This is a genomic window from Agrobacterium sp. MA01 (assembly GCF_009650195.1).
Lineage (GTDB): Bacteria > Pseudomonadota > Alphaproteobacteria > Rhizobiales > Rhizobiaceae > Allorhizobium.
Map to the genome: position 1 here is coordinate 2983322 of NZ_CP045854.1, position 14359 is coordinate 2997680.

A 14359-nucleotide genomic window follows, 5' to 3' on the forward strand; every position below is an offset into this window, starting at 1 on the left:
CCATGAAGGTCCTTTCGGTCGCCTCCGAACTCTATCCGCTGATCAAGACCGGAGGCCTCGCCGACGTTGCGGGCGCGCTTCCCATCGCACTCGCCGCCCATGGCGTCGAGACGAAGACGCTGATCCCCGGCTATCCGGCCGTTATGAAAGCGGTGAAGAAGGCCAAGAAGGTCCACGAGTTCGAGGATATTCTCGATGAACGGGCGACACTTCTCGAGGTAAAACACGAGGGCCTCGAACTTTTGATCATCGACTGCCCGCCACTCTACGAGCGGTCGGGTGGTCCCTATCTCGATACGCAGGGACGGGACTACCCCGACAACTGGAAGCGCTTCGCCGTCCTCTCCAAGGTGGGCGCCGAGATCGCGGCGGGCGTGCTGCCCAGCTTCAAACCGGACCTCGTCCATGTACATGACTGGCAGGGTGCTCTGGTTCCCGTCTACATGCGTTACGCCGAGGCGCCGGAAGTGCCGAGCCTCATCACCATCCACAACATCGCCTTCCAGGGGCAGTTCGGCGCCACACTCTTCCCCTATCTTGGCCTGCCGGGACATGCATGGCACGAGGCGCTCGAATATTACGGCACGATCAGCTATCTGAAGAGCGGTCTTCTGACCGCCCATGCGCTGTCCACGGTCAGCCCTTCCTATGCCGAGGAAATCCTGACACCCGAATTCGGCATGGGTCTTGATGGCGTCATCGCCAGCCGCGCCGCTGACCTCTACGGCATCGTCAACGGCATCGATGCCGACGTCTGGAACCCGGCCAGCGATCCACTGCTCACCAGCCACTATTCCGGATCAGCACTGAAGAAGCGCGCCGGCAACCGTGCGGCCATGGTCGAACGCTTTGCATTTGATGGCGACGATGGCCCGATCTTTTGCGTCATCTCGCGCCTCACCTGGCAGAAGGGACTCGACCTGCTGCCCGACGTCATCGACGAAATCGTCAATGCCGGCGGCAGGCTGGCGATCCTTGGTTCCGGGGAAAGCGGCATCGAGGCCGCACTTCAGAACGCCGCCGCCCATCATCGCGGCCGTGTCAGCATGATACTTGGATATGATGAAGCGCTGTCGCATATCATGCAGGCCGGTTCCGACATCATCCTCGTGCCCTCGCGCTTCGAGCCCTGCGGGCTGACACAGCTCTACGCCCTGCGCTACGGCTGTGTTCCGCTTGTGGCCCGCACCGGCGGCCTCGCCGATACCATCATCGACGCCAATGAAGCGGCCTTGGCTGCTGGTGTTGCAACCGGCGTGCAGTTTGCGCCGGTGACATCAGATGCCCTCCGCCGCGCCATCCGCCGCACGCTTCGCCTCTACAGTGACCAGCGTCTCTGGTCGCAAATGCAGAAGCAAGGCATGAAATCCGACGTCTCCTGGAACAGGAGCGGCACGACCTATGCCGACCTTTATCAACGCCTCGTCTCGAAAGGCCAGTAATCGATGATCTCGACCGTCTCCACGAAACCCTATGCGGACCAGAAGCCCGGCACATCGGGACTGCGCAAGAAGGTTCCGGTCTTCCAGCAGGAAAACTATGCGGAGAACTTCATCCAGGCGATCTTCGACAGCCTGGAGGGCTTCGAAGGCCAGACGCTGGTGATCGGCGGCGACGGCCGCTATTACAACCGCGAAGTCATCCAGGTGGCGCTGAAAATGGCCGCCGCCAATGGCTTCGGCAAGGTCATGGTTGGCCAGGGCGGCATTCTCTCGACGCCAGCTGCCTCGCATGTCATCCGCAAATACCATGCCTTTGGCGGCATCGTGCTCTCGGCCAGCCACAATCCCGGCGGCCCGACCGAAGACTTCGGCATCAAGTACAATATCGGCAATGGCGGCCCGGCACCGGAGAAGATCACCGACGCGATCTTTGCCCGCACCCGCAACATTGACAGTTACAAGATCGCCGACGTCGCCGACATCGACCTCGACACGGTGGGAAGTTTCGATCTGGCTGGCATGACCGTCGAGGTGATCGATCCGGTCACCGACTATGCCGACCTCATGGAAACCCTCTTCGACTTCCCGGCGATCCGCGCGTTGATCTCTGGCGGCTTCCGTGTGGTGATCGACAGTATGAGCGCCGTCACCGGCCCCTATGCCGTCGAGATCCTAGAAAAGCGCCTCGGCGCGCCTTCAGGCTCCGTGCGGAACGAAATCCCGCTGCCCGACTTCGGCCACCACCACCCGGACCCGAACCTCGTCCATGCGAAGGAGCTCTATGACGATGTCATGAGCGCCGATGGTCCGGACTTCGGTGCGGCATCCGACGGCGACGGCGACCGCAATATGGTCGTCGGCAAGGGCATGTTCGTCACGCCCTCCGACAGCCTCGCGATGATCGCCGCAAATGCCACCTGCGCGCCCGGCTACAGACAAGGCATCGCAGGCATCGCCCGCTCCATGCCGACAAGTGCCGCCGCCGACCGCGTCGCCGAAAAACTTGGCATCGGCATGTATGAGACCCCGACAGGCTGGAAATTCTTCGGCAATCTGATGGATGCCGGCAAGGTTACCGTCTGCGGCGAAGAAAGCTTCGGCACCGGCTCTGACCATGTGCGCGAGAAGGACGGCCTCTGGGCGGTGCTCTTTTGGCTGAACATCGTCGCTGCCCGCAAGCAGAGCGTCAAGCAGATCGTGGAAAGCCACTGGGCCGAATACGGCCGCAACTACTATTCCCGCCACGACTATGAAGGCGTCGACACTGACAATGCCAACGCCCTTGTCGCAGCGCTCCGCGCCAAGCTCGACAGCCTGCCCGGCACCAGGATCAACGGCCTGACAGTCAGCGCCGCCGACGACTTCGCCTATCACGACCCGATCGACCACTCCGTCTCGAAGAACCAGGGCATCCGCATCCTCTTTGACGGCGGCAGCCGCATCGTCTTTCGCCTTTCCGGCACCGGCACCTCGGGCGCGACGCTTCGCCTCTATGTCGAGCGCTACGAGCCCGACGCCAGCCGCCACGGCATCGAGACGCAAGGAGCCTTGGCCGACCTCATCGCGGCAGCCGAGGAAGTGGCCGAGATCAAGCGCTACACCGGCATGAACGAGCCGACGGTCATTACCTGATCCCCTAGAGACCTTCGCTCACGCATTAGCACCCCGGCGCCTTCGGCTCCGGGGTTTTTCTTTGCGATGGACCGCAGCGGCGATTGACTCCCTCATCATATCCACTATTCTGGATATATGGATGAAAAATCGACGATCGCGGCGCTTGCCGCCCTGGCACAGCCGACGCGCCTGCAGACCTTTCGCCTGCTGGTGGCGCATGAGCCAGACGGCGTGCCCGCAGGTGAACTCGCCCGACTGATCGGCGTGCCGCAGAACACCATGTCTGCGCATCTGTCGACGCTGTCCCAGGCCGGCCTGGTCACGGGAGAGCGTCAGAGCCGATCGATCATCTACCGCGCCGATCTCGACCGCTTCCGCGCGGTTGCCCTTTACCTGCTCAAGGATTGCTGCGGCGGCAATGCCAGCCTCTGCCAGCCGCTGATCGACGATCTCGCCTGCTGTTCACCCACCCTCGAAGTCACCCGCCCCAACTGAGAGACCGGCCATGTCCGACAAGATCTACAACGTGCTCTTCCTCTGCACCGGCAATTCAGCCCGATCGGTCATCGCGGAAGCGATCCTCAACAGGCTCGGCCAGGGCAAGTTCAAGGCCTATTCCGCCGGCTCCCAGCCGAAGGGTGAAGTTCACCCCTACACGCTGCAGCTCCTCAAGGGCATGAACTACGACACGAGCTTCGCCCGTTCGAAGAACTGGGACGAGTTCGCAGTCCCCGGCGCCCCTGAACTCGATTTCGTCTTCACCGTCTGCGACAACGCGGCCGCCGAAGCCTGCCCCGTCTGGCCCGGCCAACCGATGACCGCCCATTGGGGCGTGCCGGATCCGGCCGCTGCCGAAGGCACGGACAGCGAAAAGCATTTCGCCTTCGCCGAGGCCTATCGCATGCTCAATCACCGCATCTCGATCTTCGTCAGCCTGCCGATGGCGAGCCTCGATAAGCTGTCCCTGCAGAAGCGGCTGAACGAGATCGGCAGCAGCACACAGACGGCCGGCTGAAGACCATGGCCGATCTTTCCCGCCGCCTCGCAGCCGAGGCGCTTGGCACCGCCATGCTGGTCGCAACCGTCGTCGGCTCCGGCATCATGGCCGACCGGCTTTCCGATGACGTTGCCGTCTCCCTGCTCGGCAACACGATCCCGACCGGCGCGATCCTCTTCGTGCTGATCACGATCTTGGGGCCGATCTCCGGTGCCCATTTCAACCCGGTCGTGACAATGGTCTTCGCTCTTCGCAAGGAGTTGGAGGCCTCCGCCATCCTGCCCTACATGCTCGCGCAGATCCTCGGCGGCATCGCCGGCACGCTCATCGCCCACGTGATGTTCGACCTGCCCGTCTTCCAGATCTCCGAAACGGTGCGAACTGGATCGGCGCAATGGAGCGCAGAAGCGGTGGCAACTTTCTGCCTGCTCCTCACCATCCTCGGCGGGCTGCGCTTCAAGACGGACGCCATCCCGATGCTGGTCGGCCTCTACATCACGGCCGCCTACTGGTTCACCGCCTCGACGTCCTTCGCCAATCCGGCGGTGGCCATCGCCCGCAGCCTGACCAATACCTTTGCCGGCATTCGTCCCCTCGACCTGCCAGGCTTCATCATCGCACAGGTCGTCGGCGCAGTGCTGGCGTCCATGCTCGCCACCTGGCTCTTTGCCGATAGCCGCAACAAAATCCCCCCGATCATACCCGAAGGAACGGAACGTCCATGACCGTCACCATTTATCACAACCCTGCCTGTGGCACCTCGCGCAACACGCTTGAAATCATCCGTCACGCGGGCATCGAACCAGTGGTCATCGAATACTTGAAGACCCCGCCGAGCAAGGAAGATCTGGCGAAGATGATCGCCGACTCCGGCCTTTCGGTACGCGAGGCGATCCGCGAGAAGGGCACGCCCTACGAAGAACTTGGCCTTGCCGATCCCGCGCTCTCGGACGACCAGCTGCTCGACGCGATGATCACGACTCCCATCCTGATCAACCGCCCCCTTGTCGTCACCGAGATGGGCACGCGCCTCTGCCGCCCGTCGGAAGTCGTGCTCGACATCTTGGCCCCAGACGCCTTCACCTCTGCCTTCATCAAGGAAGACGGCGAAGCCGTGCTCGATGCGGAGGGCAAGCGAATTGTCTGATATGAAAGTAGACCTGCCCGCCGCCGATCTCGATCACCTGCGCCTGCCGGATCTGGAGGCGCTGCGGCGCCCCTTCTCCACCCACAAGCCGCGTATCCTGATCCTCTATGGCTCGCTGCGTCAGGTCTCCTTCAGCCGCCTGCTGGCGATGGAAGCCAAGCGGCTGCTCGAACATTTCGGCGCCGACGTGAGGGTTTTCGACCCTTCAGGCCTGCCTTTGCCGGACGACGCACCCGTCAGCCATCCAAAGGTGCAGGAACTGCGCGACCTCTCCGAATGGTCGGAAGGCCAGGTCTGGGTGAGCCCCGAGCGTCACGGCACGCTGACCGGCATCATGAAGGCGCAGATCGACTGGATTCCCCTGTCCGTCGGCGCCGTCCGCCCGACCCAGGGCAAGACGCTCGCCGTCATGCAGGTCTCCGGCGGCTCGCAGTCGTTCAATGCGGTCAACGCCATGCGCCTGCTCGGCCGCTGGATGCGGATGATCACAATCCCCAACCAGTCTTCCGTTGCGAAGGCCTGGCAGGAGTTCGACGGCGATGGTCGGATGAAGCCCTCGGCCTATTACGAGCGCGTCGTAGACGTCTGCGAAGAACTGATAAAGTTCACGCTTCTGACCCGTGACATCTCGGACTACCTCACCGATCGCTACAGCGAACGCAAGGAAGAGGCCGTGAAAGCAGTGAACCTCAAGGCCATGTGAGCGCAACCGCTCTGGCCGAAGATCGCTCGCCTGCTATTGTTCCATCAGGCGAGCGAATCAACCGGACCACGAGGCACCAAATGACCAAGCCGATGCTCGGAGCCATCATCGGCAAGACGGGTGCCGATATCCGCCTCTGGTCGCATCATGCCGAACGCGTGGAGCTCTGCCTCTTCGATATCAGCGGCGAGACCGAACTCGCCCGCCTCTCGATGGTGCGTGGCGAAGGCGATGTGCATCATGTCTTCGTCGAGGGTTTGAAGGAAGGCGCCCGCTACGGCTTCCGCATCCACGGCCCCTATGATCCGTCTCAAGGCCATTGGTACGATCCATCCAAGCTCTTGATCGATCCCTACGCCACCGAGCTGGACCGCCCCTTCGTTTACGACGCTCGCCTCGGTCAGTTCGGCGTCGACACAGCCGCCCTGATGCCTAAAGCCATCCTGAAGGCGCACAAGCTGCTGAAGCCCATGATGCCGCTCGGCGAGCGCACCGGCTTCATCTACGAGGTCAACGTCAAGGCAATGACCATGCTGCATACGGACGTACCCGAAGCTCAACGCGGCACGCTATCGGCCCTCGCCCATCCCGCCGTCCTCGCGCATCTGCGCCGCATCGGCGTCGATATGGTCGAGCTGATGCCGATCACCGCCTGGATCGATGAAAGGCATCTGCCACCTCTCGGCATCACCAACAGCTGGGGCTACAACCCCGTCGCCATGATGGCGCTCGATCCCCGTCTCGTACCCGGTGGTGTCAAGGAACTCCGCGACACGGTCGCCGCCCTGCATGCCGAGGGCATTGGCGTCATCCTCGACCTTGTCTTCAACCACACCGGTGAAAGCGACGTGCATGGCACGACGCTCTCGCTGCGCGGCATCGACAACCGGTCTCTCTTCCGCCATGTGGCCGATGATCCGGGCACGCTGGTCAACGACACCGGCTGCGGCAACACGCTGGCCTGCGACCATCCCTTCGTGCGACAGCTGATCGTCGATACGCTCCGCCACTTCGTTCTCTCGGCCGGTATCGACGGCTTCCGCTTCGACCTCGCGCCGATCATGGGTCGCCACTGGGACGGCTTCCATAAGAATGCCCCCACGCTTCGAGCCATCCTTGAGGACGAGGTGCTGGAAGATCGCATCCTGATTGCCGAACCCTGGGATATCGGGCTCGGCGGCTATCAACTCGGCCGCTTCCCGCCCGCCTTTCTCGAATGGAACGACCGCGCCCGCGACACCTTCCGCCGCCACTGGCGGGGCGATACTGGTACGACCGGGGATCTCGCAACGGCGCTTGCCGGCTCGTCTGACCTCTTCGCCCATGACGGCCACGGCCAGACCCGCAGCGTCAACTTCATCGCCGCCCATGACGGCTTCTCGCTCTACGACCTCGTTTCCTACGCGCACAAACACAACGAGGCGAATGGCGAGGAAAACCGCGACGGGCACAACGAGAACCATTCATGGAACAATGGCGTCGAGGGCGAAACCTCAGACAAGGCGATCCTGAAAAAGCGCCGCCAGGATGTCGAAGCCCTGCTCTCGACGCTCTTCGCCAGCCGGGGCGCCGTCATGCTCACAGCCGGCGACGAGTTCGGCCGCACCCAACGCGGCAACAACAATGCCTATTGCCAAGACAATGCGCTCACCTGGCTCGACTGGTCTGAGGTGGACGAGGAACTGATCGAAACGACAGCCCGCCTCGCCGCCATGCGCCAGCGTTTCTCCTGCTTCATGGATACGAGTGTCCTGACCGGCGAAGATGACGTCGCTTGGCTGAACACTGACGGTCTGCCCATGACGGTCGCCGACTGGGAAACGCCCGATCTCGGCGCCTTCGCCATGGTTCTTGCCTCCATCGACCGTGAGACGGCCAAGGACTGCCATGTTGCCGTGCTCTTCAATCGATCACCTGAGCCGAGGGACTTTGCGCTCCCATCACACGACAAGCGCAAATGGCGCCGCCTCGAGACGGGCCGCAGTGCCGCCAAGCTGACGGTGAAGGCCCGCAGTGTCGATTTCTGGATCGAAACTTGAGTTTTTCCCCAGCAGTGACTTTAGCCTCTTCCTCATGACATCAAGCGGCTGTAGCCTGCGGGAATTATTGAAGGATCAGGTTCTTTTCATGCCGCAAGAGATTTCGCTCAAGGACGTGCCGGGCCTCGTTGGAACCGTGGTCGGCGTATCCGACTGGATCACCGTCGACCAGCCGATGATCGACGCCTTTGCCGGCGCCACCATGGACCACCAGTTCATCCACACCGACCCGGTGCGCGCCGCCGCCGAAACGCCCTTCGGCGGCACCATAGCCCACGGCTTCCTAACGCTCTCGCTCTTGTCAGCGATGAACTACAACTGCCTGCCGAAGATCCTCGAACAGACCATGGGCATCAATTATGGCTTCGAGAAAGTCCGCTTTATGTCGCCCGTCCGGACGGGCAAGCGCATTCGCGGCTCCTTCAAGCTGGCCGAAGCCCGCTTTCGCGGCGCGGGCATGCTGATGAACACCTATGAGGTGACCGTCGAGATCGAGGACGAACGCAAGGCAGCCCTGACAGCCGACTGGATCACCATTTCCCAGTTCGACCCCAAGGACCGTCCGGAAGGCGTCTGAAACGAGAGGCGGATGCGGCCATGACCGACGAGCGCAGCCAAGCGATCCGCCAGAGTTTCCTTCGGCAAGCCAAGGCCTGTCACGATCTTGGCTCACCTCTCACCGCCCGCCTCTGCACGCTGGCGGCAGAACGGTTGACGGCAGAGACGAGGGTCGGCGCCATGATCCTCGGCTGGCCCGGCAATCCCGACGGAACCGGCGATGCGCTGGCGCTGCGGCTCGCCGGCATGTTGCATGCGCTTGTTCGATCTGGCCAGGACCCTGCATTGTCAGCCGTCTACCCGCCCCATAACGCCGACAACGACACCCTCTGGGCCGCCGTCGAGGCTGCCTTGCGGCAGGACGAAGCCTTCATGCTGGAGCGCCTGAAATCCGCCCCGCAGACCAACGAGGTGCGCCGCTCCTCCGCCCTGCTCCCCGGCTTTCTGACCATTGCGGCGCTAACCGGCAAGCCGCTGATCCTCTCGGAAGTCGGCGCCAGCGCCGGCCTCAACCTGCAATGGGATCGCTACAGCTACCAACTGGGAGACTTCCGCTGGGGCGGAGCCTCCGCCGTCGAACTCGCCCCGCTCTGGGAAGGCCCGCCGCCTCCCACCGCTGACGTCGAGGTTGCCGAACGCGCCGGCTGCGACCTGAACCCGCTCGACCCATCTTCAGAAGACGACCGCCTGCGGCTCTTCTCCTACATCTGGGCCGACCAGCAGGACCGCCTCGACCGCACGGCAGCAGCCGTTGAAATGGCAACCGAAAGCGGCCTGAAGGTGGAGAAGGCCGACGCCATCGACTGGCTGCGCAAACGTCTGGGAACGCCACGTCCGGGCGTGGCCCATGTGATCTACCACACCATCGCCTGGCAATATCTGCCACCGGCGCTGAAGGCCGAGGGTGAAGCCCTGATCGCAGACGCCGGCAGCCGCGCGACGGATGCCGCACCGCTGGCCCGCCTGCGGCTGGAGGCAGACGGCAAGCCGGAGGGGGCAGCGATCCTGCTCACGCTTTGGCCAACAGGGGAAACCCGCGAGATTGGACGAGCGGATTTTCACGGGCGGTGGGTGAAATGGGTGGGGTGGGAGGGTTCAACCGCCTGAGTTGAACAGAGCCGCGTAGTTTCGGCGTCAGTACAAGATGAATGTGAACGCCGGCAGTTCTCGTCGGTCACGCGGGCCGTTCGCCAGCTAGGCGCTCACTCTTGGCGAACCTGCGAGACCGAGAAAGACAAGAACAGCCTGGTTGAGCCGCAGGATATCGGCGTCATCCAACCGTCCGACCTTTGTTCCGATCTTGGACTTCGGAACTGTCGTGATCTTGTCCACCATGAGGCGGCAAGGCGAATGCAACCCGTTTCGTTCATTCGGTGTCACCGGCAGGCGAAATAGCGGTGCGTCTGTTTCATCTGTGGTGAAGGCACAGATGGTGATGGAATCCGTGGCGTCAAACGCCTCGTCCTGCACCACGACTACGGGGCGAGGTTTTCCCGCATAATCCTTGCCGCCAGAGACCGTCCATATGTCGCCGCGTCTCACGCGCCTTCACCATCTTCGAAGTCGATGTCGGAGGCAGCATCGATGAATGCCTGATCGCTCAGTGCATCCGCGCTCGTTGCAACGGCAAGTGACTGACGGTGCGCTTCGGCCTTGAACGTCGGAGAACGTACATCCGGCACCCAAATCTGGATCGGGCGCAAACCTTGCGACCGCAGGCGCGCGCGATGTTCGCTCACCTTCAGGCGGGATGGCTTGGGTTTGGCGATAGAGGACATGACAGGCTCCATCTGCTTTGCATCATTGTTTTCACAACCTTGATCGGGTTACATGTAACCTATCATGAGCCGACAGAGATTGCGAGCCTTTGCGATTGAGAGTGCGGAGGTGAGAGGAGGCTTTTGCAACCCTGACTAGGCAAGGTGTCGTGTGTCGCAAAAAAGGCCGGGTCACCCCGGCCTCCTCAAACTCCTTCAGACAACCGCCCCTCAGAGCGAGGCATCCTCCGCGCCTTCACTCAGCATGCCGAACGCATATTCCGCAAACGACCGCCAGCATTCGACGCGAAACGTCTCTTCCTCGACGCGGTAGAGGATGATCTCGATCTTGCCGAACACCGTGCGCGTCACGGCCCCCACAGGGAACGCGGCGAGCGAGAGGTCGAGCGGGCAGGCAGCGTTAAGCGTGTCGGCGGCAGCCGGACCCGAGACGATAATCGCGGTGTTGCGGTGGGAGATGTCGGTGGCCGAATGAACCACGCCGGAGGCGGCGCAGTCGGCCATCAGCTCTGCGCCCTTCTCGTCGATCAGGAACCATTCGTCCGGACCGATCCAGAAGGCCGTGCGGCCCTTGGCGGAGACAGATGTCTTTGGCTTTGTCGGCAGCTTGAGACCAAGTGTCTTGGAGAGGCCCGCCACGGCATCGGCGCCAGCGCGCAACGACACGCGCGTCGCGGGAAGTGCCGGCGTGAGGCGCACCTTGGCGCTGCCGCCATGGAAGCCGGCGAGAACGGTTTTGCGCTCTGCAACAGACATATCAGCCATGGATGCGGCCTCCTTCCTTATCAACGAACACCATGTCGGTAACCTCAACCGCGATGGTCTTGTCCTTCATCGGCACGTAAAGCGTCTCGCCCATGCGGGCGCGGCCACCGGCCACCATGGCGATCGCAATCGAGCGACCGAGATTTTCCGACCAGTAGGACGACGTGACGTGACCGAGCATGGTCATCGGCTTCGGCTGGTTCGGATTGGCGACGATCTGCCCGCCCTCTTCCAGCACTTCGTTCGGATCCTTGGTGAAGATGCCGACCAGCTGCTTGCGGCCTTCCTTGACCAGGTCAGGCCGCTTCATGCCGCGAATGCCGACGAAGTCGGTCTTCTTCTTCGACACCGCCCAGGAGAGGCCGGCATCATCAGCCGTCAGCGTACCGTCGGTATCCTGACCGACGATGATATAGCCCTTTTCGGCGCGCAGCACGTGCATGGTCTCGGTGCCGTATAGGCAGGCACCGAGCGACTGGGCGCGCTCCCAGATCTGGCGGAAGACATCGGCGCCGAAATCGGCGGGCACGTTGACTTCGAAACCGAGTTCACCGGTGAACGACACGCGGAAGAGACGCGTCGGCACGCCGCAGAACTTGCCTTCGGCCACGCTCATATGCGGGAAGGCCTCGTTCGAGATGTCGATGCCCTCGACGAACGGCGCGATGATGTCGCGCGCCTTCGGACCCTGGACGGCGATAACAGCCCACTGCTCGGTGGTCGAGGTGAGCCAGACCTTCAGATGCGGGAATTCCGTCTGCAGATAGTCTTCCATATGGTGCATGACGCGCGGCGCACCGCCCGTCGTGGTGGTCACATGGAACCGATCCTCCGCCAGACGACCGACGACACCATCGTCATAGATGAAGCCGTCTTCGCGCGTCATGATGCCGTAACGCGCCTTGCCGGGCTTCAGCGTGTCCCAGGCATTGGTGTACATCAGGTTCAGGAATTCGGCAGCATCTGGCCCGACGACCTCGATCTTGCCGAGCGTCGAGGCGTTGAACACGCCGGCTGCCTCACGCACCGTCTTGCATTCGCGGTTGACGGCGGCATGCATGTCTTCGCCCGCCTTCGGATAGTACCAGGCGCGCTTCCAGTTGCCGACATCTTCATAGACGGCCCCTTGGCTGACTTCATAGGCATGCATCGGCGTCTTGCGCACCGGATCAAACAGCGCATCGCGCGAATGGTTGATCAGCGTGCCGAAGGTGACAGGCGTGTAGGGTGCGCGGAAGGTGGTGAGACCGACCTGCGGGATCTCCTTGCCGAGCACTTCCGCCGCAATCGCCAGGCCATGCATGTTGGAGAGCTTGCCCTGGTCAGACGCCATGCCGTTCGTCGTGAAGCGCTTGATATGCTCGATCGAATGCATGCCCTCGCGCACGGCAAGACGAATATCCTTGGCGCAGACGTCATGCTGGAAATCGACGAAGGCCTTGACGTTGTCCTCGCGGCCAGCCCCTTCGGCAGCGCCGATCATGCCACCCGTCCAGGCATGCTCATTGGCGCCGGCAAGCGAGATGGCTGGCGTCTCGGTTGCACCCGCAGCCTTGGCCGAGGAGAGACCGGCAGCCGTTGCCTCGTCGAGCAAGGCCTGCAGGTCGTCAGTGCCGTTGCAGCCGCCGACGGAGACGCAATCCTGCACATAGACGTCGGGTAAGAAGCGGTCATTGGCCGCGTCGTATTTCAGCTTGCCGCGCGACTGCGAGAACATGTGCACCGACGGCGTCCAGCCGGCCGACATCAGAAGCGCATCGACCTCGATCTTGCGGGCGGCGCCACCGCCATTGCGGCGAACGGTGATCGAGCGGACGCGGAGGCGACCTGATGTGTCGACGACACCGTGGCCGGTCAGCACTTCGATGCCCAGCGCCCGCGCCTGGGCCAGTACGCCCTCGCCCGGCTTTTCGCGGGCATCGACGATGACAGGCACAGAGACACCTGATTTCTTCAGATCGATTGCCGCTTCATAGGCCGAGTCATGCGCCGTGTAGACGCCGACCTTGGCGCCGACGGCAACGCCGAAATGGTTGAGATAGGTGCGGCCGGCAGAGGCCAGCATGATGCCCGGACGGTCGTTGTTGGCGAACACCATATGGCGTTCGATCGAACCGCTGGCGATCACCACGCGCTTGGCACGGACCTGCCACAGCCGTTCCCGCGGCTTGTTCTTGGCCGGCTTGGCGATGTGGTCGGTGACACGCTCAACAAGCGCCACGTAATTGTGGTTGTGATAGCCGAAGGCGGTCGTGCGAGAGAGCACGGTGACGTTGGCCATACCCTTCAGCTTGGCGACGGTCGCCTGTGCCCAGTCCCAGCCGCTCTGGCCGTCGACGGTCGCACCGGTGTCGAAGTGGAAGGCACCGCCCATTTCCGGCTGTTCGTCAACGATCATGACGCGCACGCCCGTCTGGGCGGCAGCCAGCGCCGAAGCGAGACCGGCGGCACCACCGCCAATCACCAGCACGTCGCAGTGGGCGTAGCGGTTGGCGTAATGATCCGGATCGGCTTCCTTCGGCGCATGGCCGAGACCGGCGGCGCGACGGATGAAGGGCTCGTAAATCTGGTGCCAGGCAGCCTTCGGCCACATGAAGGTCTTGTAGTAAAAACCGGCGGCGAAGAAGGGCGACAGCAGGTTGTTGACCTCGCCGATGTCGAGCGACAGCGACGGCCAGCGGTTCTGCGTCTCGATCTTCATCCCGTCGAAGACTTCCTGCACGGTCGCCCGCACATTCGGCTGGCGGCGGGCAGCGTCACGCGACACGTCGAGCAGCGCGTTCGGCTCTTCCGGACCTGCGGTCAGGATGCCGCGCGGACGGTGATACTTGAACGAGCGTCCGGCGAGATGCATGCCGTTGGCGATCATGGCAGACGCCACGGTATCACCTTCATAGGCCGTCAAAGTGCGGCCATCGATGGTGAAGCGGGCGGTCAGCGCCGGCGTCAGGCGACCCTTGCCGGGAATACGGTTGGCAGCACTCATGCCTTTTCTCCCTTCGATGCAGACGGGGCAACCAGTGTTGCAGGATCGGGCATGGGTTCACCGGCCTTGTAGGTCAGCAGGATCTTGTCGGAGATCGTGTCGCGGGCCGCGTTGAAGAAGCGCCCGCAGCCATGGATATGGCGCCAGCGTTCGAAGATCAGGCCCTTCGGGTTGTCACGCAGGAAGAAGTAGTCCGCGAACTCTTCGTCCGTAATCGAAGCGATGTTTTCCGGGCGCGCGATATGCGCTTCACCGGCGGCGCGAAACTCGAGCTCAGCACGCTCTTCTTCGCAATAGGGGCATTTGATGACCAGCATGATGGACGATCCC

The 14359-nt window shown here is 62.7% G+C and carries 15 protein-coding genes; 10 read left to right on the plus strand and 5 right to left on the minus strand.

Annotation, left to right across the window (positions count from 1 at the left end):
- The first annotated feature begins 2 nt into the window (after nt 1–2).
- From glgA to GH983_RS14490, 10 genes are all read left to right on the plus strand, one after another.
- Entirely contained in the window at nt 3–1442 is a 1440-nt protein-coding gene (gene glgA / locus GH983_RS14445; RefSeq protein WP_153762763.1) for a glycogen synthase GlgA, read from the plus strand.
- 3 nt (nt 1443–1445) lie between these two features.
- Nucleotides 1446–3074, plus strand: a complete 1629-nt coding sequence (locus GH983_RS14450; protein ID WP_153762764.1) for an alpha-D-glucose phosphate-specific phosphoglucomutase — start codon at nt 1446–1448, stop codon at nt 3072–3074.
- 117 nt (nt 3075–3191) lie between these two features.
- Nucleotides 3192–3551 carry a helix-turn-helix transcriptional regulator gene (locus GH983_RS14455; protein WP_148166783.1) on the plus strand — a complete coding sequence of 120 codons (360 nt, stop codon included), beginning with the start codon at nt 3192–3194 and terminating at the stop codon, nt 3549–3551.
- Between the two features lie 10 nt (nt 3552–3561).
- Nucleotides 3562–4071 (plus strand): arsenate reductase ArsC, encoded by a 510-nt coding sequence (locus GH983_RS14460; RefSeq protein WP_069043425.1) that lies wholly within the window; start codon nt 3562–3564, stop codon nt 4069–4071.
- 5 nt (nt 4072–4076) lie between these two features.
- Complete coding sequence (locus GH983_RS14465) at nt 4077–4778, plus strand: MIP/aquaporin family protein (protein ID WP_153762765.1); 702 nt, start codon at nt 4077–4079, stop codon at nt 4776–4778.
- Nucleotides 4775–5200, plus strand: coding sequence for an arsenate reductase (glutaredoxin) (arsC, locus tag GH983_RS14470; RefSeq protein WP_054148197.1), 426 nt, complete (start codon nt 4775–4777; stop codon nt 5198–5200). The genes GH983_RS14465 and arsC overlap by 4 nt, the downstream gene beginning before the upstream one ends.
- Entirely contained in the window at nt 5175–5903 is a 729-nt protein-coding gene (arsH, locus tag GH983_RS14475) for an arsenical resistance protein ArsH (RefSeq protein WP_054148196.1), read from the plus strand. Before arsC ends, arsH begins: the two co-directional genes overlap by 26 nt.
- A gap of 80 nt (nt 5904–5983) precedes the next feature.
- Complete coding sequence (gene glgX, locus GH983_RS14480) at nt 5984–7942, plus strand: glycogen debranching protein GlgX (protein WP_153762766.1); 1959 nt, start codon at nt 5984–5986, stop codon at nt 7940–7942.
- A gap of 88 nt (nt 7943–8030) precedes the next feature.
- Nucleotides 8031–8519: a MaoC family dehydratase gene (locus GH983_RS14485; RefSeq protein WP_054148508.1), complete on the plus strand. Its 489-nt coding sequence runs from the start codon at nt 8031–8033 to the stop codon at nt 8517–8519.
- A gap of 20 nt (nt 8520–8539) precedes the next feature.
- Nucleotides 8540–9607 (plus strand): DUF2332 domain-containing protein, encoded by a 1068-nt coding sequence (locus GH983_RS14490; protein ID WP_153762767.1) that lies wholly within the window; start codon nt 8540–8542, stop codon nt 9605–9607.
- A gap of 87 nt (nt 9608–9694) precedes the next feature.
- Here GH983_RS14490 and GH983_RS14495 read toward each other — a convergent pair whose 3' ends face one another.
- The 5 genes from GH983_RS14495 to GH983_RS14515 form a co-directional block, all read right to left on the minus strand.
- Nucleotides 9695–10042, minus strand: a complete 348-nt coding sequence (locus GH983_RS14495) for a type II toxin-antitoxin system PemK/MazF family toxin (protein WP_069043419.1) — start codon at nt 10040–10042, stop codon at nt 9695–9697.
- Nucleotides 10039–10278: an antitoxin MazE family protein gene (locus GH983_RS14500; protein WP_069044060.1), complete on the minus strand. Its 240-nt coding sequence runs from the start codon at nt 10276–10278 to the stop codon at nt 10039–10041. The genes GH983_RS14495 and GH983_RS14500 overlap by 4 nt, the downstream gene beginning before the upstream one ends.
- A gap of 210 nt (nt 10279–10488) precedes the next feature.
- Complete coding sequence (locus GH983_RS14505) at nt 10489–11043, minus strand: sarcosine oxidase subunit gamma (protein WP_153762768.1); 555 nt, start codon at nt 11041–11043, stop codon at nt 10489–10491.
- Nucleotides 11036–14029 carry a sarcosine oxidase subunit alpha gene (locus GH983_RS14510; RefSeq protein WP_153762769.1) on the minus strand — a complete coding sequence of 998 codons (2994 nt, stop codon included), beginning with the start codon at nt 14027–14029 and terminating at the stop codon, nt 11036–11038. The genes GH983_RS14505 and GH983_RS14510 overlap by 8 nt, the downstream gene beginning before the upstream one ends.
- On the minus strand, nt 14026–14346 hold the full coding sequence (locus GH983_RS14515) for a sarcosine oxidase subunit delta (RefSeq protein WP_054148190.1): 321 nt from the start codon (nt 14344–14346) through the stop codon (nt 14026–14028). The genes GH983_RS14510 and GH983_RS14515 overlap by 4 nt, the downstream gene beginning before the upstream one ends.
- Nucleotides 14347–14359: the final 13 nt, after the last annotated feature.

Excerpts from the sequence above, each read along its gene's own strand:
- arsH (WP_054148196.1), top strand. The coding sequence starts at position 5,175 with ATGCGGAGGGCAAGCGAATTGTCTGATATGAAAGTAGACCTGCCCGCC.
- GH983_RS14500 (WP_069044060.1), bottom strand. The coding sequence starts at position 10,278 with ATGTCCTCTATCGCCAAACCCAAGCCATCCCGCCTGAAGGTGAGCGAA.
- GH983_RS14510 (WP_153762769.1), bottom strand. The coding sequence starts at position 14,029 with ATGAGTGCTGCCAACCGTATTCCCGGCAAGGGTCGCCTGACGCCGGCG.
- GH983_RS14505 (WP_153762768.1), bottom strand. The coding sequence starts at position 11,043 with ATGGCTGATATGTCTGTTGCAGAGCGCAAAACCGTTCTCGCCGGCTTC.
- GH983_RS14490 (WP_153762767.1), top strand. The coding sequence starts at position 8,540 with ATGACCGACGAGCGCAGCCAAGCGATCCGCCAGAGTTTCCTTCGGCAA.
- glgX (WP_153762766.1), top strand. The coding sequence starts at position 5,984 with ATGACCAAGCCGATGCTCGGAGCCATCATCGGCAAGACGGGTGCCGAT.
- glgA (WP_153762763.1), top strand. The coding sequence starts at position 3 with ATGAAGGTCCTTTCGGTCGCCTCCGAACTCTATCCGCTGATCAAGACC.
- GH983_RS14485 (WP_054148508.1), top strand. The coding sequence starts at position 8,031 with ATGCCGCAAGAGATTTCGCTCAAGGACGTGCCGGGCCTCGTTGGAACC.
- GH983_RS14460 (WP_069043425.1), top strand. The coding sequence starts at position 3,562 with ATGTCCGACAAGATCTACAACGTGCTCTTCCTCTGCACCGGCAATTCA.
- GH983_RS14515 (WP_054148190.1), bottom strand. The coding sequence starts at position 14,346 with ATGCTGGTCATCAAATGCCCCTATTGCGAAGAAGAGCGTGCTGAGCTC.
- GH983_RS14450 (WP_153762764.1), top strand. The coding sequence starts at position 1,446 with ATGATCTCGACCGTCTCCACGAAACCCTATGCGGACCAGAAGCCCGGC.
- GH983_RS14455 (WP_148166783.1), top strand. The coding sequence starts at position 3,192 with ATGGATGAAAAATCGACGATCGCGGCGCTTGCCGCCCTGGCACAGCCG.
- arsC (WP_054148197.1), top strand. The coding sequence starts at position 4,775 with ATGACCGTCACCATTTATCACAACCCTGCCTGTGGCACCTCGCGCAAC.
- GH983_RS14465 (WP_153762765.1), top strand. The coding sequence starts at position 4,077 with ATGGCCGATCTTTCCCGCCGCCTCGCAGCCGAGGCGCTTGGCACCGCC.